Source organism: Streptomyces fractus (genome assembly GCF_049844455.1).
GTDB classification, from domain to species: Bacteria; Actinomycetota; Actinomycetes; order Streptomycetales; family Streptomycetaceae; genus Streptomyces; species Streptomyces fractus.
Genome location: NZ_JBMYHI010000002.1, coordinates 5,675,057 through 5,698,552 on the forward strand (window position 1 = coordinate 5,675,057; position 23,496 = coordinate 5,698,552).

The following is a 23,496-nucleotide window of genomic DNA, read 5'->3' on the forward strand; positions in this document are numbered from 1 at the left end:
TGACGGTCCGATTTTCGTTTCGTTGCCCTGTACGAGGCCGCGAACGCGCGGCCGAAAAGGGAGGGTTCACATGGCGGGGCACAGGTACACGCGGGAGCTGCTGGAGGCGGCGGCTCGGAGCGCGGGGTCGTGGGACGAGGCGGTTCGGTATTGCGGGGGTGAGCCGACGGCGGGCAGTCGGCGCTACCTGCGCCAGAAGATGAGCGAGGCGGCGATCGATACGTCGCACTTCCCTCACCAGTGGACGAGGCATTCGGACGAGGAACTGCGAGCTGCTGTGGCGGAGGCGAACAGCGTCAAGGACGTGGTGCGCCGCCTGGGCATCAGCAATGTCGGCGGCAACCACGCACACATTGGTCGCCGGATCGCGGCGCTCGGCATCGACACGTCGCACTTTGCTCGGGTCGAGCAGAGGGCAAAGGGAGCGCTCGGCAATCCCCTGACCCTGCGTTCCCCGGCGGACGGGCGGCTGCCAGGTCGGCGCCTCCGGCGGGAGCTGCTGCGGCTTGGCGTCCCCGAGTTGTGCTCGATGTGCGGGACCGGAACGGAGTGGAACAATCGGCCTCTGAAGCTGGAGGTCGACCACATCAACGGCCAGTGGTGGGACAACCGCCGCGAGAACCTGCGCCTGCTGTGTCCCAACTGCCATGCAGTGACGGACACTTATCGTGGCCGGAAGCGGCGGTCGTCATGAGCAAGTACCCGCGAAAGCTCCTGGAGGAGACCGCTGCGGTCTCTTCCAGCCTCGTCGATCTCATGCGACGTATCGACGCTCCTCTGGGCAGCAAGCCACGCAGATATCTGCGCATGCGCCTCGCGCACTACGGGATCGACACGTCTCACTTCCAAGACGAACCGCTGCCTGAACGGCCGAAGCGGTCGTACTCCAAGGAAGTTCTGGTCGAAGCGGCGGCGCGCTCCACCAGCATCCGCGGGATGTTCCTCCTCATGGATATTCCGCCAGAGGACGGCCCCTACGAGCACGTGAAGCGCAGACTCAAGTTGTTCGGCATCGACACCAGTCATTTCGTGCCGCCGCGATCAGGCATCGGCAGTGGTCTCTTCCCCGAGGAGGAAATTACGCGAGCCGTCGCGGCATCCCACGGGCTGGCGGATCTGATGCGTCGCCTCGGAATGGCTCCGTTCAACGGGGCGGCCCGCGCCAAGGCGCGCCGAAGTATCGACGAGTACGGTCTCTCGACCGAGCACTTCACAGGACAGGGACACTACGTCGGCGTCCCCTCGCCAGCGCGTATGTCCGCCCAGGAGATCCTCGTGTGCCGCCCGGCAGGCTCGCCGCGTACTCGAACGACCTTGCTGCGCAGGGCTCTCGACGAGGTCGGTGTCCCGCATGACTGTGCCGAGTGCGGTCTGGGCGATGCGTGGCGGGGGAAGCGGCTGGTTCTCGAGATCGACCACATCAACGGCGACAGACTCGACAACCGTCAGGACAACCTCCGCTACCTCTGCCCCTCATGCCATAGCCAGACCGAAACCTTCTCGAACCACGAACGCCTCACCCAGTAGAGTGGCCCGGACGGGTCCGTACCCCAGCTGGCCAAGAGGGCGCCGGTTTAGGTCCGGTGTGTCGTGGGTTCGAGTCCCACCGGGCCCACGCTGCGAAGGGCGCTCCAACAGGGGCGCCCTTCGCGTATGTCTCCTGGGGGCTCAGGCCAACGACCCTGCATCACGGACACCAGGCCCGAGGCCTCTCCGGCTTAGGCGGCGGGCCGGTGCCGGACTGCCCCAGATGAGCCCCGCCCCGCTGAGCGGGAGCCCCCGGAGGGGGCGGGTGGGTGGGAGAGGGGCGAGGAGGTCCGGGCAGTCGCAGTCGGCCCGCCCCGGCTCCCGCCCCTGCCGGAGGCTACAGCTCCGCACCCGTCGACCCCCGCAGGGACGACAGGTCCAGGGTTTCCGCCATCTTGCGGTAGCCCGAGTCGCTGGGGTGGAGGTGGTCGCCGGAGTCGTACTGGTCGAGGAGGCGGCGCGGGTTGTACGGGTCACGCAGGGCGCGGTCGAAGTCGACGTAGCTGTCGAAGACCTTGCCGGCGCGGATCTGCGCGTTCACCGACTGGCGGACCGCCTCGAGGTCCGGGCGGTAGCCGGGGTGGCCCTGGAACGGCATGAGCGTCGCCCCGACGACCCGCAGGCCCCGCGCGTGCGCCTGCCGCGTCAGCTCGCGCAGACCGTCGACGATCTTCGCCGGGTTCGTCTGCTGCGGCGTGCGCAGGATGTCGTTGATGCCGAGGTCGATGATGACCGCGCGGACGCCGGGGCGGCCGAGCGCGTCACGGTCGAAGCGGGAGAGGCCGCTCGGGTTGTTGGCGGGGCGGCCGAAGCCGTCGGCCAGTATCCGGTTGCCGCTGATGCCCTGGTTCACGACGCCGTAGCGCGGGGCGTCCGACTCCGTGCGCAGCCGCTCGGCGAGTATGTCCGTCCACCGGCGGTTGGCGCCCATGGTGGAGGTGATGCCGTCGGTGAGGGAGTCGCCGATGACGACGACGGTGCCCTGCGCCTCGTTGCTGAGCACGTCGAGGGCGCTGAGGTAGCGCCAGTACGGGCTCTGCTGGTTGTAGAGCGTGCCGCTGGGGTCCTCGGCGCGGTCGCCCCGGGCGACGTACGACATCTGGCGGGCCTGCGGGTGGTACGTGACAGGTCCTGACGGCGTCGGCGAGTACGTGGTGACCAGGATGTCCGAGTCGCTCGGCACGGTGATCCGCAGCGCGTCGCTGACGGCCTGCTGGCCGGGCTGGATGACGACCGAGGAGTTCCCGGAGAACGTCAGGCGCCGCATCGTGTCCGACAGGGCCGTCGGGTTGTTGGGCGCGGAGGCCACGGCGATCGAGGCGTTCGTGATGCGCAGCGGCGACTGCCCGTACAGGTTCGAGAGGGTGATGCGGGCGGCGTTGCCGCCGATGCTGGTGTGCACGATGTTGCGGATGGAGTGGCCGAAGAATCCATTCGTCTCCGTGCCGGGCTCTCCGCCGGCGGGGGAGGCGGACCAGCTGCCGGCCCAGGTGCCGGTGGAGGCGGGTGCGGCGGAGCTGCGCGGGTGCGCGCCGCCGGCCTCTATGTTGTCGTCGCCGCCGAGGACTCCGGAGAAGCCCACGTAGATGGCGGCAGAGATCATCACGACGACCGCGACAAGTGCGGTCAACAAGGCATAACCGTGACGCTTGGTCATGCGGTGTGTGTCTCCTCGGGCAGGGGGAGCCCGAGGCTCCGGTGTGATGAACCCATGATGCGTCATGGGGCGGGCTGGGGCCGACACTGCCCCCCTCCGGACAGGTAGACGCCGGGAACCTTTGGTTCGTTCCAGGAGTAGGTCAGGAAGGGACAATGTGTGAGGCGAATGACAGCCGAAGTCGAGGCCGAAGCCGACGAGGGTCGGGTTCGGCGGCCGGTGACAGTCGGGCCGATGACCGATGCGGAGTGGGCTGAGTGGACGGCGACGTGAAGCGCGGGGAGCAGGGGGCCCGGGGGGCGTCCCCGGGGGCGTCTCGGGGTGCGTCTCAAGGTGCGGCTCAAGGTGCGTCTCAGGGGGCGTACGACACAGCGGGCAATGCGGTTGAAGCGGGCGAAGCGACCGAATCAGTCGAAGCGGCTGAATTGGCCGAAGCTACTGAAGCGACCGAAGCGGACACTGGGGAGCATTCCCGCATCACATCGGGTCAATCCGGCCCGCCCGGACCCGCCGGTCCCACCCGCCCCGCCCGCCGCTTCGTCGGCGAGTTCACCGCGGCCGACGAGGAGAAGCGGCGCGGCGTGCGCCGGATGAAGCTGACGGCGACCGGGCTGCTGGTCTTCGTCGCGCTCGTCTACGTACTGGCCACGTGGGCGGAGCACGCGGGCGCGGGCGCCTGGACGGGTTACGTCGCGGCGGCCGCGGAGGCCGGCATGGTCGGCGCGCTGGCCGACTGGTTCGCGGTCACCGCCCTGTTCCGCCACCCGCTGGGCCTGCGCATTCCGCATACGGCGATCATCCCGACCAAGAAGGACCAGCTGGGTGTCTCGCTCGGCGAGTTCGTCGGGGAGAACTTCCTGTCGGGCGAGGTCGTACGGGACCGGTTGCGTGCCGTCGGTATCGGCAGCCGCCTCGGTTCGTGGCTCGCGGAGCCGGAGCACGCCGATCGGGTGACTGCGGAGCTGGCGACGGCGCTGCGGGGCGCCCTGACGGTGCTGCGGGACTCGGACGTGCAGGCGATCGTCGGCGAGGCCATCACGCGCCGGGCGGACAACGCGGAGATCGCGCCGGGGCTCGGCAAGATGCTGGAGCGGGTCGTGGCCGACGGCGGCCACAAGCGGATCGTCGACCTGGTGTGCGCCCGTGCCCACGACTGGCTGGTGCTGCACTCCGATTCGGTGATGGACGCGGTGGAGGGCGGGGCTCCCGGGTGGACGCCCCGTTTCGTCGACAAGCGGGTGGGCGAGCGCGTCTATAAGGAGCTGCTGCGCTTCGTCACGGAGATGCGCGACATGCCGGGGCACCCCGCGCGCGGGGCGCTCGACCGTTTCCTCGCCGACTTCGCGTCCGACCTGCAGTCCGACTCCGACACCCGGGACCGGGTGGAGCGCCTGAAGTCGGAGATCCTGGGCCGTTCCGAGGTGCAGGACATCATCGCGTCGGCCTGGTCCGCGGTCCGCGGGATGATCGTGGCGGCGGCCGAGGACGAGCGCAGTGAGCTGCGTCTTCGGGTGCGGGCCTCGTTGCTGTCGCTGGGCCGCCGGATGGCGACGGAGCCGGATGTCAGCTCGAAGGTCGACGGCTGGGTGGAGGGCGCGGCGGTGTACGTCGTGACGACGTACCGCGCGGAGATCACGTCCCTCATCACGGACACGGTCGCGGGCTGGGACGCCGAGCACACGACCCGCAAGATCGAGGCGCACATCGGCCGTGACCTCCAGTTCATCCGGATCAACGGCACGGTGGTGGGTTCACTGGCGGGTCTGCTGATCTTCACGGTGTCGCGGGCGCTGGGGGCGTAGCGGCTCAGGGTTCCGGTGGGCGTGCCATGAACACGTCCACCGGGTCCTCGCTCTCGACGGTGAACCCGTGCCGTTCGTAGAGGCGGCGGGCCGGGCTGCCCCGCAGCACGTTCAGGCGGACCGGGGCGTGCTCGCGGTCGCACCGTTCCAGGAGTTCGCGGAGCACGGCGCCGCCGACGCCCTGGCCGTGCAGTTCCGGGGCCAGGAAGAAGTGCTCCAGCCAGTACGCGGCACCGTCCGGGCGCAGCGCCACGCACCCGGCGAAGGCCCCGGCCACCTCGATCACCTGGGCATGCGCGGGCTCGTACGCGTCGCGGAACCGCTGCCGTACGCGCTGCTCGTCGTACCGTCCGAGCCGCTCGAGGTCGGGCCGCATCACGACGGCCCGCAGCTCGGCGATCACCTCGACGTCGGCGGCCACGGCCGGCCGCAGCGTCCAGTCCGCCATGTCGTCCCACCCGGTCACTCGTGCGGGTCGCCCCGCGTGGTCAGTGCTGATCGGAGGGTAGGCGGGGCGGGGGCGGGCGGTTCGTGCGGGGGTCGGGGCCGGTTGGTTGGGGGGCGGTGGGCCTGGTGGCGGTGCGGCCGCGATGGCCGGAGAGCCGGACGATGGCTGGAGAAGCAGAGGGCCGGATGGCCGGATGGCCGGATGAGTGGAGAGCCAGCCGTCAGATGGCCAGACGCCAGACGCCAGACGCCAGACGCCAGACGCCAGACGCCAGACGCCAGACGGCCAGACGCCAGATGGCCACTGAGCCGCCCCATGAAAGAATCTGGCCATGAGTGCTCGACGTGCGCGACGTGCTCGACATGCGCGGGGTCCGACGGGTCCGACCCCGGTGGCGGTTCTCGTGCGGGACGGCGTCCTGCCCATGGAGTTGGGCCTGATCCACCAGCTGTTCGGCACGGCCCGCGATCCGTCCACGGGTGAGCGTCTCTACAAGGTGACGACGTGCGCGCCCCGCCCCGGCCGCATCCGCACGGACGCCGACTTCCCGATCTACGCGGAGCACGGCCTGGAGGCGGTGGCGGCGGCGGACACCGTACTGATCCCGGCATCGCACGAGACGGACGAGACGCTCCAACCGAACACCTTGGACGCGGAGTTGGCGGAGTCGCTGGCCGACGTCATCGGGTCCCGCGGCCGAGTGGCGTCGATCTGTACGGGCTCGTTCGTCCTGGCGGCGGCGGGCCTCCTGGACGGCCGCCGGGCGACGACGCACTGGATGTCCTCGGCCCACTTCGCCCGTACGTTCCCGTCGGTGACGGTCGACGCGGACGTCCTCTACGTGGACGAGGGGCGGGTGTTGACCTCCGCGGGGGAGGCCGCGGGCATCGACCTGTGCCTGCACATGATCCGCGAGGACCACGGCGCCGCGGTGGCGGCGGAGTTGGCGCGCCGCACGGTGGTGCCCCCGCACCGGGCGGGCGGCCAGGCGCAGTACATCCAACGTCCGATCCCGGCCGAGGGGACGGGATCGACACCGGCGTCGACGTCCCGTTCGCGGGAGTGGGCGCTGGGGAGGCTGGCGGAGCCCCTGACTCTGGCCCAGTTGGCCGCCCGTGACGCCATGTCCGTCCGCACGTACAACCGCCGCTTCCGCGAGGAGACGGGCCTGACCCCGATGACCTGGCTGAACCGCCAACGCGTAGACCGGGCAAGGGAGTTGCTGGAACAGACGGACCACACGGTGGACCGGGTGGCGGCGGAGACGGGCTTCGGCTCCGGGACCTCGCTGCGGCAGCACTTCCAGGCGGCGCTGGGGGTGTCGCCGGGGGCGTACAGGGCGACGTTCCGGGGACGATGAGCGACATGGCGACCGACGAGAACGAGACGCACACTCATATCCGCAGAGCGGTCCCGAACGTGCAAGTACCGGGGGAGGCGGCGATGGCGGCGAACCGCGACTTCTACGGGGCGCTCGGCTTCCGCGAGGCCATGAACATGGGCTGGATCATGACGCTGGTCTCGCCCTCCGACCCCACGGCGCAGATCCAGTTCTTCACGCACGAGGCGACGGGCCCGGTGGTGCCGGACATCAGCGTGGAGGTGGACGACGTCGACGCGGTGTACGCGGCGATGCGCGCCGCGGGCGCCGAGATCGTCCACGACCTGCGGGACGAGGAGTGGGGCGTGCGCCGCTTCTTCGTACGGGACCCGCAGGGAAAGGTGGTGAACGTCCTCACGCACGCCCGGCCTTAGGCGGCGCGGCGGTCCACGAGGACGTACGACGCGGCGGCGACGGCCCCCGCGACGCCGAAGACGGCGGGCCAGGCCCCCACCTTCTTGGCCAGCGGGTGCGACCCGGCGAACGCGGCGACGTACGCGCCCGTCAGCGCCCCCGCGACCTTCCCGCCCCGCGTCTTCGTCCACTGCGTCGCGGCGGCGGCCCCGGCCACGGCGAGCACGGCCCCGCCCAGCGGCCGCTTCTTGGTGAACCGGGCGGTGGCGTAGCCCCCGACGAGTCCGGCGGCGGCTATCGGGGCGGTGGGGAGGGCGCGGGCCATGGGGTGAACCTCCTGCGTAGTGGGTCTGGGGCTCCGGTAGCGGTTCTGCCGGGGGCGGGGCGGGACCTGCCCATTTGTGAGGTTACGCCCGACGGCGGAGGCGTGGTTCCCGGGGTCACGCCTCCGCCGTCGGGCGTCGCCCGCGGCTCAGCCGAACTGGCCGGGCTGGTAGGAACCGGCGGGCATCTGCACCATCACGTTCATGCGGTTGTAGAGGTTGATGATGGCGATGAGCGAGACGAGTGCGAGGAGCTGCTCCTCGTCGTAGTGCTTCGCGGCGTTCGCCCACACCTCGTCCGGGACGCCGCCGGCCGCGTCGGCGATCCGGGTCCCCTGCTCGGTCAGCTCCAGCGCGGCGCGCTCGGCGTCGGTGAACACGGTGGCCTCGCGCCAGGCGGCGACGAGGTGCAGCCGCTGCACGGTCTCGCCGGCGTGCGCGGCGTCCTTGGTGTGCATGTCGGTGCAGAAGCCGCAGCCGTTGATCTGGCTGGCCCGGATCTTCACGAGCTCCTGCGTCGCGGCGGGAAGGGAGGAGTCGTCGACGACCTTCCCGGCGGAGTTGATGTGCTTGATGACCTTCCCGGCGATGGGGCTGGCGAAGGGATTGAGGCGGGCTTCCATGGCGGTCTCCTCGTGTACGTCTTGCGCGGGCCTTTGGTGGCTACAGCTTGGTGGCTACGTAGATGTGACGGGCCGGGGAGCAAGAGTGTGACAGCCCCAAATGTGATCTAGGTCTCATGTCGCGTGGGGACTGTGACGCGAAATGGCGGCGGGGTGGCGCTGAGCCGTCACAGTCCGGTCCGTGCCCCGCCACGGGCCGGATACGGAGAGGTGAGCACGCACGGTGATGGGGACGAAGCCAACGTGACCCACACCCAGACCCGCCCGCACACCACTTCCCCCGCAACCTCCGTGCGTGCGCTCGCCCGCCACCCGCTCGCCCTCACCCAGGACCAACTCCTCACGCGCGAACAGCTGATGGAACTCGGATGCGCGAATTCGACGACGAACCACCGTTGCCGCCGCGACGGCCCGTGGCAGCGGCTGCTGCCACGGGTCCACCTCCTCCACTCCGGCACCCCGACCCCACGCCAGCGCATGCGCGCGGCGCTCCTGTACGCGGGTGAGCACGCCCTGCTGACCGGGTACGCGGCACTCGCGACACACGGTTTCCGCGCGGCGCCGCGCCCGGAGCGCCTGCGATGGGTGGACGTGCTGGTGCCGTACGAGGGGGCGGGCGCGCGTGGAGCTTCGTACGTGAAGGTGCACCGCACGCGCCGTATGCCGGAGAACCACCCGATGGCGGGCCTGGGCTGCGCGGCCGTCCCTCGGGCAGTGGCGGACGCGGTGCCCGGTCTCCGCTGCGAACGCGACGTGACGGCGCTCCTGGCGGAGGCGGTGCAGCGGGGCTTTTGCACGCCGGAGGAACTGCTGGCGGAACTGGCCGCGTCGCGGCGCCGCCACGCCCCGTACGTGGCGAGGTCCACGGCCCATCTGACGGCGGGCATCCACTCACCCCTGGAGGCGGACGCCCGCGCGCTGATCCACGCCTACGCCCTCCCGGAACCCCTGTGGAACCCGAACCTCCACGACCCGCGCACGGGCGCCTTCCTGGCCCGCCCGGATGCGTACTGGCCGGCGGAGGGCCTGGCCCTGGAGATCGACTCCCGCGAGTACCACTTGGACCCGGCCTCCTGGCGCCGCACTCTCTCGCAGCGCAACCGCCTCGCCCACGCAGGCCTCCCGGTCCTCGCCGTCACGGCGGAGGATCTGCGGGGGCGGGCGGAGGGGGTGGCGGGGGAGATTCGGGGGGCGTTGGCGACGGCGCGCCGCCACCCGTCACCTTCCTTCCTCGTCAACCCGCCGCGGCGGGGCGTGAGTTCTACCTCCCGCCCTGCGGGCCGCGAGGGTGTCCGGAAGCCCGAAGGGAGAGCAGGAAGTCGGCCCAGGGGCGGGCGCCGAAGGTAGCGACGTTCCCTTCGGGGGCCTTGGAGTCACGAACGAGCATCGAGCCGGCGGTTCTGGCGCACTGGACGCACTCGTTCCCGCTTCCTCCACTGAACGACGAGGTGAACCAGTGGAGTTGCTCTCTGTCGGACATCAAAGTTCCCTGCTTATACGGTCGATGAGGTGCGCCGAGGCGCCGAGATCGAGCGCCTGTGCGCAGAGGTACTGGAAGGCCAACTTATAGCGTTCGAGTTCCTGGGGCTTCTCCATGAACAGGCCGCCGCCGAGGATGTCGACGTAGACAACGTCGAGTTCGGGCGTCGCACCACCGAGGATGAGGAAGCTGCCCACGGCTGCGGCGTGCGCGCCCGATGCGAACGGCAGTACCTGCACCGTGATGTTGGGGCGCTCCGACATGGCCAGCAGGTGCTGCAGTTGTGCGCTCATCACCTCGGGGCTGCCGACCACGCGCCGGATCGCCGCCTCGTCGATGACGGCCCAGATGTGCGGCGGCTCGTCGCGGTCGAGCAACTCCTGGCGTTTCATGCGGATCTCGACCATGTGCCGCACCTCCTGCTCGGGGCAGCGCATCTCGGACGCGCGGTGCACTGCTTCGGAGTAGGCGCGGGTCTGGAGCAGCCCGGGGATGTACATGGAGGCGTAGTGGTCCTCGCGGGATGCCTCGTCCTCAAGGGTGAGCATGAGGTTCATGGACTCGGGGACCGGGTCGGCGAGTGAGCGCCACCACCCCTGAATCCTGGCGCCTTTGGCGAGCTCGACCAGCGCCTCACGCTCCGCGTCGCCAGCTCCGTACTCGCGGCAGAGCGCGTCGACCGTCGGCCACTTCACGCTGCCTTCTTTGGTCTCGTAGCGGCTGAGTGTGGCCTTGGAGGAGCCGACGCGGGTGCCTGCCTCTTCCAAGGTCAGGCCTGCGTCCTCACGGAGGCGGCGTAGGTCGGCGCCCAACTGTCGGCGGCGTGTGGTGGGTCCAACTGCCATGTTCCGTACCCTTCATGTCGACCCATCAGATCGTGATGGGTGATCGTGTGTGGCGGCAAGCCGGCGCGCGCCCGGGGCGTGCGGGTTGGTTGCACGCTTCCTTTCGCCCGTAATGAGAGTTCCATTTTGGAAGTCTCACTGCAACTCTTGGTGGCGAGGAAAGTGCCGTGTGTGACCATGCGTGAAGGGGGCCGTCATGGCCGATGACATCGTCGACCTTCCAGCACTCCGCTGGATCCTGCCTTTCGAAGCCTTGCCAATTGAGGTGCGACGCCTGCGCCGTGCGATTGTCGGAGCGCTGGGGTGTCGGATGCCCGAGGGTCTTCTGGAGGAGGCGCAGCTCGTCGTGTCGGAACTCGCGACGAACGTGCTGCAGCACGTGGGGGAGGAGGCGTCGGCCGCCTTGGTCTTGGAGCTTCGCGACACTCGACTTCGTGTCGAAGTGCACGACAAAAGTCACTCGATCCCGTTGGTGACGCGGACGGAGTGCGGGGAGGAATGTGGGCGCGGGCTGCATCTGATTGCAGCTCTGGTCGAAGAGTGGGGCACCGTGCTCACTGCGGCGGGCAAGATCGTCTGGTGCGAACTTGCGCTACCTGAAGGTGAGTTCCGGGCCGGTGCGCGCCGGGCCGAAGAAGCGCTCCAGACCTACCAGGCGCGGCGCGGGCGCCCGCTCCTGTACGAGGTGAAGGCTCCTACAGGTCTCACGCAACCCGCCGTCGAGCTGATCGCAGATCTGTTGCACTGGGCAGCTGCACGGGGATGCGATCCGGACGATCTGCTCGATCAGGCCGTGGTGCGGTGGGAGGGGGAGGTCGCGTGATGGGCCCCCGCTGCGGCGCTTTCCGGGACAAGCAACTCGGTGGCGCCGCGGGAGGGCCCGAACCTCAGGCCTCGAGCGCGGCCACCTTGTGGAAGAAGCCCAGTTGGGGCCTCTCGGGGGTACCGACCAGAAGAGCGCGGTCCAACAGGATGTTGTTGGTCTCGCAGCTCGTTTCCGGAAGCATGAGGCAGGCGTGACAGGCCGCGAGATTGGCGCCGTAGGTACCGGACGGGCCGGACTCGATGCACAGAGGGTCGGCCGAGCACCAGCAGGCGCGGTGAAGTGCCGACTCGAGGCTTGCCTGCAGGGTCTTGGGTTCCCCTTGGGCGACGAGGCCCCCCAGGCTTCCGGCCGAATCGCTGGTGGCGGTGTAGATCAGGAACCCTGCCATGGTGGCGTCCGCGTACAGGCGTTCTCGCAGGGCGGCCGCCGGGTAACCGGCGTCCAGTGACCACTCGTTGATCAATATGTGCGCGAGCGTGTGCAACAGCACCATGCGGGGCGTGCCCGGAGAGCGGCGCGGAGCAGAGCCCTTGGGGGCCGCCTTGACCAGAGCGTCGTCGTGGCGTCCGCTCATGCGGGCGACGCGACGCTGTACTGCGTCCAGCCGGGCCCAGGCGTCGAGCCGCGCGTTGTCGAGCCGGAGGAAGACGCCTTCACCGCTGACCTCCATGGCGGGGAGCCAGGTCAGAGGGTGAAGGGACAATGGCGCGCCGTCCTTGTCGGGTGCGGCATCGGCTTGGACGATGCGGGTGAAGGCCTTCAGGGCTCGCACCTCGCGCAGTCGCTTGACCAGCATCGGGCGGTCGATACCGAACGGGTCCAGATCCGGCCCGTGGCCGTCCTCTGGCGGCTCGCACACGAACTGCTCGCGGCGGTCGGCACGTTCGGGGCTTCCTTCGGACAGCTTCATGTACTCCTGACGCAGGAGGACCTGGTATTTGGCGTCAGGGAGTTCGGCCGCTTCCGAATCGGGATCCGGATCGTCCTGCTTCTCGGCGATGAGAAGCTCCACCACCTGGGCCGCGCTCAGCGGTGGGTTGTGGTCGAACTTCACGTTCAGGAGGCGAGCGATCTCCCGTTCGGTCTCACACTCGCGCAGGTCTTCCCAGATGTCGGCCAGTGGATCTGTGCTGCCATCGCTCCACGGCGGGATGGAGAGTGCAGACTTCAGGACTGGCTGCCACACACTGGAGGCGCCGCGCTGCAGGGTGCGAGGCGCGGCCGTGCAGGACGGCTCCGCCGGAGCGTCCTTCAGCCAAGGGCGCCGTCCTTCGCAACGAATCTTCAGGTCGCGCAGCGCTTGACCGCCGAAGGCTCCCTCCATGGAAACCTCCTCGACCGTTCCACAGGTGCAGGAGACGACAATTGAGCGAAGCGATGCAGTACGACCAGTCGTGCGCAGCATGAGTGTGCCGCCGCAGCCGCCCGTCGTGTCCTCCGGCCGGTTGTCCCGGTGTAGCCATTTCCAGTAGGGAAAGTCGTCCAAGTGCCCGTTCTCGCAGGCGATGACGAAACGGGATGGCACAAGGTCCTTGGCGCAGTCCTGGCAACTTGCCTTTCTCGCGGGCGGGTTGAACCGGGAGATCGGCTGGAGTTTCTCGCACCCGGGGCAGCTGTGCCACAGCGGGAAGCGGCGCACCCGCATGCCGTCCGTGCTCCGGTCGTTCGAGCCCGGCGGGAGGCGGAAGTGGCGCACGCCGAGGGTGCGGGCCAGACGGTGCTCGTAGAGCTTGGGCGCCTCTGCGTCGGACCAGCTCGCATCCGCGCCGTCGAGGCCGCTGACAATGAACGATTCCTGCTCGAAGGCGACCAAGGAGCCGACGCCATACGTGGTGACGGCCTGAGCGCGACGCACGGCGCCCTTGCGGGACAGGGCCTGGCGCGGGGCGCCGGACGTGCCGCGGCCGGTGCGGCGCTGCCTGGGGGGAGTCATCGGGTGGCCTCCATGAAGAGTGCGGTCTCGGCGTCCACGTCGCGCATGCTCCACAACGTCGACCAGGCAGTCGCCTCTACGGAGCGGTCGTCGAAGGGGCGCAGGAGGGAGGCGGGTCCCATCGCGTTGCCAGGGTCGTACAGCAGGCGGCCGTGCGCGTCGGCCGCGTCGGTCCACCACGTGATGAACTCGTCGAATGCAGCCTCCGTGGCCTCGGCCTCCTGCCCGGCTACCCGGGCGACTCGCTCCAGGAGCGCGGGGCGCACCAGTGCGTTCACCTTGGCCAGGTGGTCCCTGATCTCGCCTGCCTTGTGGTTGTCGCGCAGCTCGGGCACGAGGATGCGGGTGAGAGCGACCACTACCGCGTGCAGGCCACGGTCGCGGGAGCGGGCCGAGAAGGGGGTTACGGACGTCGACTCGACCTCTCGATAGAGGGCGGAGTGGAAGTACTGGAAGTTCTCGTAGTGCGAACGGTCGCGCGAGCGCGCCGAGTTGAGCATGACGGTGACCAGACCGGGGTGACGACGGCCCACGCGGCTGGTGGCCTGGATGTATTCGGCCGTGGTCTGCGGCTGCCCCATCACTGCCATCAGGCCGAGCCGGTCGACGTCGACACCTACGGCGATCATGTTGGTGGCGAGCAGGACATCGACGGCCTCCGAGTCGCCGAACCGGCGCTCCAGATTCTTCAGCTCCGTGGGGACCTCGCTGGCCCGGAGCCGGCTGGTCAACTCGGCGACGATGTCGACCTCGCGCGGTTCCAGGCCGTCGCGTTCGGCGAGCAGCTTCAGGTAGTCCTTGACGTCGTCCTCGACCTGGAGCATGGCCGCCGAGAGCAGACGCAGGCTGTTGAAGTAGCCGACCAGCGTCCAGTACGCGTCCCGTACAGCCGGATCCAGGTCCGCGCGCATGGCTTGGTGGAGCAGGGTGGCGTAGGTGCGGATGAGGAGTGTGGACTGGCTGGTGCCGGGGGCGAAGAGGCCGACGTACTCACGGGTTGCCTTGTCCTCGCGGCGGGCCTCCACCGCGAACCAGGAGTCGCGGGCGTCGAGACCCGCCGGCGGAAACTGCTGCACATCACGGTCGAAGAGGCTGCGACCCTGGTCAACGGCGCGACGGATGGTGGCGGTCGATGCGATCACCTTGGGGGTGTCGCACAGGGCGTCCACCGCGGTTTCGTACAGGCCGGTGAGGGTGCCGAGCGGGCCGGAGATCAGGTGCAGCTCGTCCTGGACGATGAGCTCCGGCGACGGAGTGGCGTCGCCGCTCCGGTCGCGATTGAAGAGCGCGGCCGTCCTCTCGCGCCACGGCATCGAGGCGAACTTGTCCACGGTTGCGATGACCAGGGTGGGGCGGGCCGCGTATACGGCCTCGTCGACGAGGTGCACCGGCAGGCCGTCGGCGAAGTCGCAGTCCTTGCCGCGGCAGCGCACCCACATTCGGCGAGCGCCCTCGTCGACGGTGTAGTCGGTGTGGTCGAGGCCGGTGCCACACCAGGGGCAGACCCGGAGCTGGACCGGGTTCTCCGTGTCCAATTCGCCCTTGTCCGCGATGTCCTTGAGGCGCTCACCCGCTCGTTGCAATTCGTTGGGAGTCGCAGACTTTCCAACCCACATGCCCAGCGAGATCTCCTCGCCGCCCAGCTCCTGCGGCATTCTCAGGCGCAGCTTCTCCATGGCGCAGATCAAGATGGTGGCGCGCTCGAACTGCTGGAGGGTCAGCAGGCGCAGCGTGTACCGCATGATGACGGTGACGCCCCCACCGTCATCGCCGAGCCGCAGCCGACGCAGGAAGGTGGTAAAGGCGATCAGGCCCAGATAGGCCTCGGTCTTGCCACCACCGGTCGGGAACCAGAGAAGGTCCGAGATATCGCGGTCCGGATGCTTCGGGTCCTCGATTCCAGCCAGGCACAGGAGGATGAACGCGATCTGGAAAGGTCGCCATTTGGCGGCCTCGCGGTCCGGGACCCCGTTCCGGCCGTCCTTGATCCAGGCGCTGCGTGAACGCTGATCGGTCATGACCTGATTGGCCAGTTGGAACGCGCGCATGACGTCGGGCTTGCTGTCGAGAACATCAATGCCGGCGCGCAGCCGGGCCAAGGCCTTGGCACACGCGTCGATCTGCGCGCGGGCAGCCTCGTCGTGCGGGCCGCCGGCCAGATCTGCCGCCTCGGTCCGCTTGGACGACACCCAGTCCGCGTATCCGTCGGCGAGTGCGGTGAGGTCCGTAACGACCTCCTTGGGCGAGCGGGTGGCCAGTCCGTTCATGGAGAGAGCCGCGGGAGCGATGCGATCGATCTCCTGGTTGGAGTCGGCGAGTAGCACTTCGTGGCCGGGAAGGAACTGGGTGCGGACCTCTTCCACGGCGGCCGTGCGCTTCTCTACAAGCCCAACGGAAGCGGGGTGCCAGGTCCACTCGGCCGCGCATCCGTGGCCGACGGCGAACACCGGCGCGTGCCGGTAGAGGAGACGACTCGCGGCTGCTTCGGGATCCCGCGAGCCGCCCGAGGCCGGACGCTCCACGAAGGCGCTTGCGCCGCCTTCCGCGCTCACCCGCAGTTCGGGCTGGAACAGGGCGTACTCGTCGGAGAGTTGACTCTCCTCGACAGAGTTGCCGTTGATGAGTGTGACGGTGATCGTCACTGTTCCGTCGGCGGGGCTTGCTCTGCGGATGTAGACGTTCAGCAGCGCACCGCGGTCGCCAAGTGGACGTTCGTGGCGACCGGAGCGAGTGACGTCGAACCTGAGCTGGGCCAGGTCGAGTTGGCGCCTTCGCCAGTTCTCCCTCTGCTCGTCCGTGGTACGGGCGGTCGCACGGGTCGCCTCGACCCGGTTGCCCTGCTCATCCACCGGTTCGTACATGGCGGCACGCGTGGTCACGGTGATCGACGATGCGAGGTCCGGAGCGACAGCGAAGGTCAGCCCGGCCGAGGACGGCTTGCGTTCACCCGCCGCGGGAGGCTCGGGCGCGCCTGCGTCGTCCGAGCCGCCGCCCGAAACCAGTGGGGCGTCGTCCAGACCGTTTTCCAAGGTCTGCTCCGGGGCCGGCGAGGCGGTGGCGTCGGCACGTTGCGGATGCAGCACGCCCGCGATGTACCGGGTGATGGGGGCGTCGTCGGTGAGGACCTCCGTGAGATCCTCGGGGCCGTCCGCCTCGGTGGGTCCCAGCAGCTCGCGTCGCAGGGCATCGACCAGGCCGCGCCTGGCCTCGTAATGGGCGGCGTGGCCCGGGGTCCTGTTGCTGTTCATCACTGCGCGCTCCCCTCGTAGGCCGGCCGTTCGAGATAGCCGAGTCCGATGATGCGTGGGGCGAGCCACACCCCTCGCGGGCCCAGGCCCGCGCTGTTCGACGCGGCCGGTGCGCCGGCCGCCGTGACCACCGTGTCGACGCGACAACCACTCAACGCCGACGGCCAGTTCGGTTCCTTCCGCCCGGTTTTGAGAACCCTGTACAGGTCCCGCCGGAAGAGCTCGGACACCTCGCCGACCACCTGGTCGCGGTGGAAGATCTCGTACGGGGGGCTCTGGCCATCGCCCATCATCACCTGGTGGATCTGCCGGATTTCAACGAGATCCCCCGGTCGCACCTTGTCTCTGAGGTACGCCTGTACGGCGACGGCCGAGCCGTCGGCAGCGGCGGCCGGCACGGTGTGATCGACGTCGCCTCCACGCAGTTCGATGCCGGACCGCTGCCACTGCTTCTGCCCCAGTCCGCCACGGTAGATCCGCTCGCCGACCGCCATCCTGCGGAGCTTGGCAACCCAGGGGGACGGCACGTGGTACAGCTCCGCGCGCGGTCTGGTCATGGCCACGTACAGCCCTCGTGCCTCGGCGGGCATGTCCACCTCGTTGTGCATCTCACGCAACTCGGCCGTGGTCGGAGGGGTGAGCACGATGACGCGGTCGAACTCCAGACCCTTGGCCCGATGCACCGTGGACACCACGACGCGAGCGGTCACCGGATCCGCCAGTTCTTCGGGAAAGCGGTCCTGATGGATCAGTTGACGTACTCGACCGAAGTCCAGGCCCTGACTGCCACGGGCCGGGGCGACCTGGCGGAGTGCGCGCCAGATTCCGGTGGTGTCGCAATGTTCGGGAAGGCGGACAGACTTCAGCAGGGTGTGGAACTTGTTCTCGGACACGGTGGCGGCGTCGGTCCTCGTCAGCAGGTCGGCGACCCAGGACGGTACCGGCCTGTCACGAGTGCGCCGTCGCCGGGCGTGCTCCACTCCGTTCGCGAACAGGATCTCCGAAACCCTCAGCGCCTGCCGGTTGTCGCGGGTCAGGATCGCGACCCGGTCCTGGGTGGTGCGGAGCGACGTCAGGAAGAGTTCGTCGTCGACGGAGGGGAAGCCGCCCTGCCGCAACAACAGGTCCCGCAGCCGCTCGTAGACGTTCTCGGCAGCGGCCTCCGCATCGGGCCCGAAGGGCAGACTCCCCAGCTCGAGCCCGTAGGGAAGCACCTCTTGCACTTCGGCGCTCGCCGCACGGAAGTTGCGGGTGAGGTGGTACTCCTCGTGGTCGTCGAACGACGTCCGTACCCAGTCGAAGAACCGCCCCGCTTCGAGGGCGCGCTCGGCGGGATCCTTTATCTGAAACCCGTACACGAACTGGGCGTCGTCACCGACGACGGTGAAACCGAGGGACTCGCGGTGCACGTCGATCAGAGTCTCGACCATGTCCCGCCGATCGCCGACGAGGTCCTGGGCCTCGTCGACGACGATGTGTGCGGGCACACCGAGCGTGCTGCCTCGCACCGCGCTCTTCTCAATGGCCTTGGTGGCCTCACGGATCCGTTCGTTGAAGGTCCTGGTGGACCAGTCGATTTCGGGGTAGGCGCCGGAGAGCAGCTCGAGGGCCCAGGAGTCGAAGGTTCGGGGGCGAACGTTCCGGGCCGCGCCACCCTGCGCACGAAGCCGGTCCGCCAATTCGCGCACCGCGGCATTCGAGAAGCTGAGCACCAGGAGCTCGTCCGGCCGCACGGCCTCCTCGGGATCCGGGTGCCCCACCAGGTGGTTCAGTCGGCCGATCATCGTGTGGGTCTTGCCCGCACCCGCGCCGGCGGTCACGAGGGCCCGGGAGTCCCAGGGGAGTTCCACCACGGCACGTTGCTCGTCGGTGAGCGCCGGGCCTCCGTCGGAGAAGTGGGTCACTGCTCGCTCCACAGGTGCTCGAACCGGGTGTAGGCAAGGTCCGTGTCGAAGTTGGTGATGTTGTCACGGACGTTGAGGATCAGGCAGGTTTCCTTGCCGCCGTTGAGCGGACCGCGCAGACCACGCCCGATCATCTGCATGTACACGTTGGGGCTGTACACGGGGCGGGCCACGACCACGGCTCGGGTGGCCGGGGCGTCGAAGCCCTGGGTGAGCACGCCGTAGTTGGTCAGCACACGAAGGCGGCCGGTGCGGAAGTCGTTCACTCGACGACGTCGGTCACCGGGCGTGGTCGATGCGTCCACCGAGGCCGCGGCGATACCGAGACCCTGCAGCTTGGCCGCGAGCAGCTTTGCGTGGTCGACCGAGGTCGCGAAAACCAGGACCGGCCAGTTCGTCGGCATGTCCCGGATCTCCGCGACGATGCGGGCGCTGCGGTCGTGGTCCTCGGCGAGCCGGTGCTCGGCGGACTTGGAGAGGGCGCCCATGGTCGCGGCCTGCTCACGCTCCCCACGGTCCAGGGTGATGGAGCCGCCCTTGAGCTCCCTGTGCTCGACGCGGGCCAGCACACCCAGCTTCTGCAGCTCCTTGTGCGGATCCTCTCCGCCGAAGACCTCCGAGTCGAGGCGGTCGGCGCCGAAGCGGTTGACGAGGCGGCGGGTCTCCTCCTCGTTGGTGCCGCGGAACGGCGTCGCAGTCAGGCCGAGCAAGGGCCGATCGGTGCGGTGAGCCTGCAGACCGAGGAGCTTCAGGATTTCGGTGTAGCGGGGCCCGGTGGCCGTGTGCGCCTCGTCGACGATGACGAGGGCGGCCTCGCGGAGCCACGCGTACGAGTCGGAGGCAAGACAGCTGGGCTTTTCCAACTTGGCATCAGTGGCGACGACCAGGTGCGGCATGTCAGTGACATCACCGGCCTCGTTGGTCGTCCACAGACGACTGATGGCCAGCGGCGTCTCGGCGCCCACCTTCTCCCACACGAACTTCCAGCTCTGCACGGCCTGTTCGCACAGTTCCTCTGTCTGCCCGATCCACAGGATCGGGCCCGGAAGGACGCCGACCTTCTTCACCCAGCGGATTACTGCCTCGGCCGCGACGCGGGTCTTGCCCGCGCCCGTGGGCAGCGACAGCATTGCTCGCTTCGGCGAGATCTGGTCCAGCATGTCGACGACGTTGGCCGCCAACCGTTCTTGGTAGTCGTGCAGGCGCGGGAAGTCGCGCGGGCCGGCCACTTCGATACGGGGATCCAGCGTGGGGGTGCGGTAACCGGCGAAGGACTCGGGGAACTTGAGGTCGGACACGAACTTCACAGCCGCCGACGAGCCGCCGTAGTTCTCCGGAGCATCGGGGTGGGCGAGACGGATCGTGCGACGGTACTCGCGCAGTACGGAGTCACCGTGGGCGTTGAACGCCATCTGGGCGATGCGGTACTCGTCCGGGTCCGTACCGTCGCTCTCGGCACGCTCCCCGTCCAGCAGTCCGGCCGGGAGTCCCTCGCGCAGGACATCGGCGCCGACCAGCAACAGCAGCTTGCGGACGATGTCCTTCTCCTCGCGAATGGCCGCACGCCGGGCCACGGCCTCCTTGGACGCGGCGTCGTGGCGCTGACGTACCAACAACTGCTCGCAACCCGCCCTACCGAGGCGCAGGCCAAGCAGTTCGTCCACAGCACGGAGCGTCGCCAACTCGTCCGCGTCCCTGCCCACCAGGATCAGACCGTCCTGGCGGGCGTTCGACAGGGGAGTGGCCCGTATGCCGTGGGGGGTGCGGGTGATCTCCTCCAATTCGCTGACTCGCTGCAATTGAAGACCCTTGACGGTGTTCCGGTGCCCGTACTGGCGCAGCACAGGTAGTACCTCGTCCACAGGCCGAGGCTCGCCGTCGGCGACGTAACGGGTCTCGCGGGTGATGACGTCGTTGTAACGACGCATCTCCCACAGTGAGATCAGGGTCTCCGCCTCGTCGGCGGTGGCGGTGAGCAGGGCAGGAACGCCCTCGGCGCGCAGCGCGCTGTACTCGGTCGGTGAGGCGGTGACTGCGATCTCGCTGTCGGAACGGCGAGCCCACTCGGGGCCGATGCGGCAACGGGTGAGGTATGCCTCGTCGAATCCGTGGTTGATGCTCGCGAGCATGGCGTACGTCGAACCCACGAGCCTGTCGTCGTCAGTAGTGTCCAGTTGCTCGAGCAGGCTGTCCCAGAACCGCGCGGGGACGTCCGCGAGTTGGGCCGGGAGGCGGAGCAGTCGTGCCTTCTCTTCGGTGATGTCGGCGACGGGGAGCACGGACCGGTACGCGTCGAGCTGCGGTCCGACGGCTTCGGCCGGCTCGCGCATTCCCTGGCTCGTGTCGACACGCCCCAGGCGCTGGAGCATCCAGACGATCGGCGATCGGACCGCCCTGCGGGTGTTGGTCTGGGCCCCGATCTGCATCGTCCAGGAGCTGATGAGGCCGGCTTCGGGCAGTGTCTTCAGGAAGCGGACGCGGGCCTGCTCCGACATGTGCGGCAGCAGGTGCAGCGGACCACCGATCGCCGCGCCGTCGAGACGGACACGGGACAGCGTGGGCCGCTGGGCGGTGCCGTCCGCCAGCTGTTCGCAGTAGCTGGCGTGCGCGGCTGCCCGGTACTCCTCGAACCACTCCTCGCCTTCCGGGCGGTGCTCCTGGGAAGGCCGTTCACGAACGCCGACACCATTGAGGAAGTTCTTGGAATCGGAGTGGAAGCGGACATCGACAGCGATGGTCGGGTCGCTCTCCGCGGTGACGACCGGACCGGGAAGCATTGCGTCGCGCAAAGGCCGGAAGGATCCGTCGGCGCAGCGGACGCGCAGGGTGTCCCTCGGATCCGCGATCCGACGTTGGACCTCGTGGCCGACCACGGTGGCGCCCGCATGGTGGAACAGCTCCCAGAACCGCTGCCACTTCTCGTCGTCGTATCCGGTGAAGCCCTGCTCCAGGACGCTGAGGAAGCGACCACGGACGTCCGCCTCGCGAATGCCGAGAGAGTTGAGGGCGCTCGACAGCGCGGGGTCCTCCGACAGGGCGGGGGTCACGTACACGAGCGACTCGCGCAGGCCGTCCTTGGAAGCGCGGCGGAACACCTGGCCGACAACCGGTGCGACGAGGCCGTGTTCCTCGGTGAGCACGATCTTCGCGGTGCGTGCCTCTTTCGCGCACTCCGCTCCAGTGTCGATCATGTCGGCGACGATCTCGATCGCCGCGGCAGAGGAGGCCGCGGTGCCGTCCTGGACGAGCGCTTCGAGCCAGTCGCGTACGCCCGCCCGCTTCCTGCCTGCCGCGGCGAGGATGTGCTCGACCTTGCCCGCGCGCAGGACTGTGGCCTCGGCGGAAGGGTGGAGCCAGTCGGTGGGCCGGCCTGGGTGGGTGTTCCAGTAACTGGTCCAACGCCGCACCGACTTGGTGTCCTTGCCCAGGTCGGGAGTGATGTTCAGGTCTTCGGGACGGCGCAGCACGCCGTCCTGATCGGGAAGCGAGGGCAGGGAGACGGTGGCCTGCCACACGTGGCGGGTCAGGCTCTTGTCGGCCCAGCTGACGGTCTCCTTGTCACGACCGGGGAGCAGGGGCAGATAGGCGCCCGGGTCCTCGGCAGGGGCGAGGCTCGGCAGAGAGGAGACGACCAAGCGGGCCGCAGTCTCGATCATCTCGGCGTTGAACGGCGAGGAGTCCAGCAGGTTCTGTCGGTCCTCGTTGGTCTTCCAAGGAGCGTTGAGAATGCCGCTCAGGCCCATCTCGTACTTGGTCGGGAAGAACGCCCAGAAACGTCCTCGGCCGGTTGGCACAGTGAGGAGTTCGTTCTCCCTCGTGTACTCGGGTACGGCCCAGCCAAGGCCAAGAGTGGCCCGGTCGTGCAACTCCCCTGCGTCATCGCGGGCAGCGGTGGACGGGGTGTGAGCGTGCGTGAATACCCGCCACCGAGTCGTCGCGGGGTGGCGTCCGGTCCGCTCCTCGCGGATGACGTGCAGGTTCTCGTCGCTGTCGACACGTAGGAGGCGTGTGGTGGGTGGCGAGACGCGCCGGTCCTCGAGAAGAACGCGAGAGACGTGCGGGGAGAAGAGCTGGAATCCGAGGGGGAACTCCTCGCGGCCGTCGATCCTGCCGCCGCCGAACATGTCCAATCCGAGTCGCTTGGCCGCACCTGGCAGCAGCGGGAGCCGGACCACTGTCGTGGCCCATCGCATCAGCCGATCGAGCGTGGGGTCGTCTGCGCGCTCGGCCTCCTCGTCCAGTGGCCGGGCCATGCGTAGAACTGGCGTCTCGAACGCCGCGCCGAGTTTCTCCATGACGCCCGGGACGTCGCGGATCAGTTTCGCTGACCATTCACGGTCGAACCCGAAACTGCCGGTGCGGCTGAAGAATTGCGGAGTGTCCGTCACGACGAGCACGGATTTCACTCCGACGCCGAATCTTCCGATCTGCCCGCCACGTTTTTTTGACACGCTCATCCGGAGAATTGTTTCCGCGCCCTCCGGGGTGACCGGGGTCCCTTCGTTCGCGCAATAGAGGTGATTCTGTGTGAGCACTACATGCGCGATTCCGCCAGGTTCGTTGGCGATCTCGTCGGAGGCGTTCTGTACGAGCTCGAAGAGCTGGCGGTCGCCGTAGCCGCCCTTTGTGATGCGGCGTTCCCCGTTGGCGTGCTCGGGGACAAGGCCCGGGTCGGCCTCGTAGGTCTTGAGGACTCGAGCGGACTGCTCGGCCACGGTAGTGAGGACGGAGGGCACCGGATCGGGAGACATGCAGCTACCTGCCATTTCGAAAGAAGGAAGCGGTTCCTTATGGCCGTCGATTCAATCGGACCGAATTCGCGGGCGACGGGCGGCCGCTTGTGTCGTCTTCAAGGAACGGAAGTCGCCCCACGCCCCAAGAATTGGATACAATTCGCCGAATGAATGACTGCTGGTGTTGAGCAGTGGCAGGTGGGGCTGCTGCGCCATGACGCTAGACCGGGGGCTCGGGTGTGCACAAGCCCAGAATGAAAGATTCCGGAAAGTCGGGACTTTGTGCCCGGCCTTTGGGTCTTGATCGAGGTAAAGCGAAACTGCATGAAACGGGCAAACCGCTCATCCTGCCCATTGGTGGGTCGACCCTGAGTGGATGCGTGGCTGTCAAGTAAAATTTGACAGTGAAGCT

The 23,496-nt window shown here is 68.6% G+C and carries 17 protein-coding genes and 1 tRNA gene; 8 read left to right on the forward strand and 10 right to left on the reverse strand.

What is annotated here, in order from left to right:
- Positions 1-70: 70 nt before the first annotated feature.
- The 3 genes from ACP4E5_RS27730 (at position 71) to ACP4E5_RS27740 (ending at position 1,615) form a co-directional block, all read left to right on the forward strand.
- A complete protein-coding gene (locus ACP4E5_RS27730; RefSeq protein WP_425833250.1) occupies positions 71-694 on the forward strand; it encodes an HNH endonuclease signature motif containing protein in 624 nt (207 codons plus the stop codon).
- The gene (locus tag ACP4E5_RS27735) at positions 691-1,527 is read left to right on the forward strand and encodes an HNH endonuclease (protein WP_425833251.1); all 837 of its coding nucleotides are present in this window, start codon (positions 691-693) and stop codon (positions 1,525-1,527) included. The genes ACP4E5_RS27730 and ACP4E5_RS27735 overlap by 4 nt, the downstream gene beginning before the upstream one ends.
- Before the next feature lie 12 nt (positions 1,528-1,539).
- Positions 1,540-1,615, forward strand: a tRNA-Leu gene (locus tag ACP4E5_RS27740).
- A gap of 249 nt (positions 1,616-1,864) precedes the next feature.
- On the opposite strand, the gene ACP4E5_RS27745 is transcribed toward ACP4E5_RS27740, so the two are convergent.
- A complete protein-coding gene (locus ACP4E5_RS27745; RefSeq protein ID WP_425833253.1) occupies positions 1,865-3,184 on the reverse strand; it encodes an SGNH/GDSL hydrolase family protein in 1,320 nt (439 codons plus the stop codon).
- Positions 3,185-3,774: 590 nt separating this feature from the next.
- Here ACP4E5_RS27745 and ACP4E5_RS27750 point away from each other — a divergent pair.
- Entirely contained in the window at positions 3,775-4,986 is a 1,212-nt protein-coding gene (locus ACP4E5_RS27750; RefSeq protein ID WP_425841697.1) for a DUF445 domain-containing protein, read from the forward strand.
- Positions 4,987-4,990: 4 nt separating this feature from the next.
- On the opposite strand, the gene ACP4E5_RS27755 is transcribed toward ACP4E5_RS27750, so the two are convergent.
- Complete coding sequence (locus ACP4E5_RS27755; protein ID WP_425833255.1) at positions 4,991-5,434, reverse strand: GNAT family N-acetyltransferase; 444 nt, start codon at positions 5,432-5,434, stop codon at positions 4,991-4,993.
- Between the two features lie 331 nt (positions 5,435-5,765).
- Here ACP4E5_RS27755 and ACP4E5_RS27760 point away from each other — a divergent pair, with 331 nt between their 5' ends.
- On the forward strand, positions 5,766-6,794 hold the full coding sequence (locus tag ACP4E5_RS27760) for a GlxA family transcriptional regulator (RefSeq protein ID WP_425833257.1): 1,029 nt from the start codon (positions 5,766-5,768) through the stop codon (positions 6,792-6,794).
- A 5-nt stretch (positions 6,795-6,799) separates the two neighbouring features.
- Complete coding sequence (locus tag ACP4E5_RS27765; RefSeq protein WP_425833259.1) at positions 6,800-7,189, forward strand: VOC family protein; 390 nt, start codon at positions 6,800-6,802, stop codon at positions 7,187-7,189.
- Here ACP4E5_RS27765 and ACP4E5_RS27770 read toward each other — a convergent pair.
- Together ACP4E5_RS27770 and ACP4E5_RS27775 are read right to left on the reverse strand one after the other, a co-directional pair.
- Positions 7,186-7,494, reverse strand: coding sequence for a hypothetical protein (locus ACP4E5_RS27770; protein ID WP_425833261.1), 309 nt, complete (start codon positions 7,492-7,494; stop codon positions 7,186-7,188). The two genes, ACP4E5_RS27765 and ACP4E5_RS27770, sit on opposite strands and share 4 nt — an antisense overlap.
- Before the next feature lie 147 nt (positions 7,495-7,641).
- Complete coding sequence (locus ACP4E5_RS27775) at positions 7,642-8,115, reverse strand: carboxymuconolactone decarboxylase family protein (protein ID WP_425833263.1); 474 nt, start codon at positions 8,113-8,115, stop codon at positions 7,642-7,644.
- A gap of 243 nt (positions 8,116-8,358) precedes the next feature.
- On the opposite strand from ACP4E5_RS27775, the gene ACP4E5_RS27780 reads away from it, so the two are divergent.
- Positions 8,359-9,462 carry a hypothetical protein gene (locus tag ACP4E5_RS27780; RefSeq protein ID WP_425833265.1) on the forward strand — a complete coding sequence of 368 codons (1,104 nt, stop codon included), beginning with the start codon at positions 8,359-8,361 and terminating at the stop codon, positions 9,460-9,462.
- On the opposite strand, the gene ACP4E5_RS27785 is transcribed toward ACP4E5_RS27780, so the two are convergent.
- The gene (locus ACP4E5_RS27785) at positions 9,377-9,595 is read right to left on the reverse strand and encodes a DUF397 domain-containing protein (protein ID WP_425833267.1); all 219 of its coding nucleotides are present in this window, start codon (positions 9,593-9,595) and stop codon (positions 9,377-9,379) included. The two genes, ACP4E5_RS27780 and ACP4E5_RS27785, sit on opposite strands and share 86 nt — an antisense overlap.
- On the reverse strand, positions 9,595-10,440 hold the full coding sequence (locus ACP4E5_RS27790) for a helix-turn-helix domain-containing protein (protein WP_425833269.1): 846 nt from the start codon (positions 10,438-10,440) through the stop codon (positions 9,595-9,597). Before ACP4E5_RS27790 ends, ACP4E5_RS27785 begins: the two co-directional genes overlap by 1 nt.
- A 196-nt stretch (positions 10,441-10,636) precedes the next feature.
- Between ACP4E5_RS27790 and ACP4E5_RS27795 the strand changes: the two genes are divergently transcribed.
- Positions 10,637-11,263 (forward strand): ATP-binding protein, encoded by a 627-nt coding sequence (locus ACP4E5_RS27795; protein ID WP_425833271.1) that lies wholly within the window; start codon positions 10,637-10,639, stop codon positions 11,261-11,263.
- A gap of 64 nt (positions 11,264-11,327) precedes the next feature.
- Here ACP4E5_RS27795 and drmB read toward each other — a convergent pair whose 3' ends face one another.
- The 4 genes from drmB to ACP4E5_RS27815 are packed head-to-tail and all read right to left on the reverse strand — an operon-like array spanning position 11,328 to position 23,102.
- On the reverse strand, positions 11,328-13,199 hold the full coding sequence (drmB, locus tag ACP4E5_RS27800) for a DrmB family protein (protein WP_425833273.1): 1,872 nt from the start codon (positions 13,197-13,199) through the stop codon (positions 11,328-11,330).
- On the reverse strand, positions 13,196-16,447 hold the full coding sequence (locus ACP4E5_RS27805; protein WP_425833275.1) for a helicase-related protein: 3,252 nt from the start codon (positions 16,445-16,447) through the stop codon (positions 13,196-13,198). The genes drmB and ACP4E5_RS27805 overlap by 4 nt, the downstream gene beginning before the upstream one ends.
- Complete coding sequence (locus tag ACP4E5_RS27810; RefSeq protein ID WP_425833277.1) at positions 16,447-18,351, reverse strand: UvrD-helicase domain-containing protein; 1,905 nt, start codon at positions 18,349-18,351, stop codon at positions 16,447-16,449. Before ACP4E5_RS27810 ends, ACP4E5_RS27805 begins: the two co-directional genes overlap by 1 nt.
- Positions 18,348-23,102 carry a DEAD/DEAH box helicase gene (locus ACP4E5_RS27815; protein WP_425833279.1) on the reverse strand — a complete coding sequence of 1,585 codons (4,755 nt, stop codon included), beginning with the start codon at positions 23,100-23,102 and terminating at the stop codon, positions 18,348-18,350. Before ACP4E5_RS27815 ends, ACP4E5_RS27810 begins: the two co-directional genes overlap by 4 nt.
- Between the last annotated feature and the right edge of the window lie 394 nt (positions 23,103-23,496).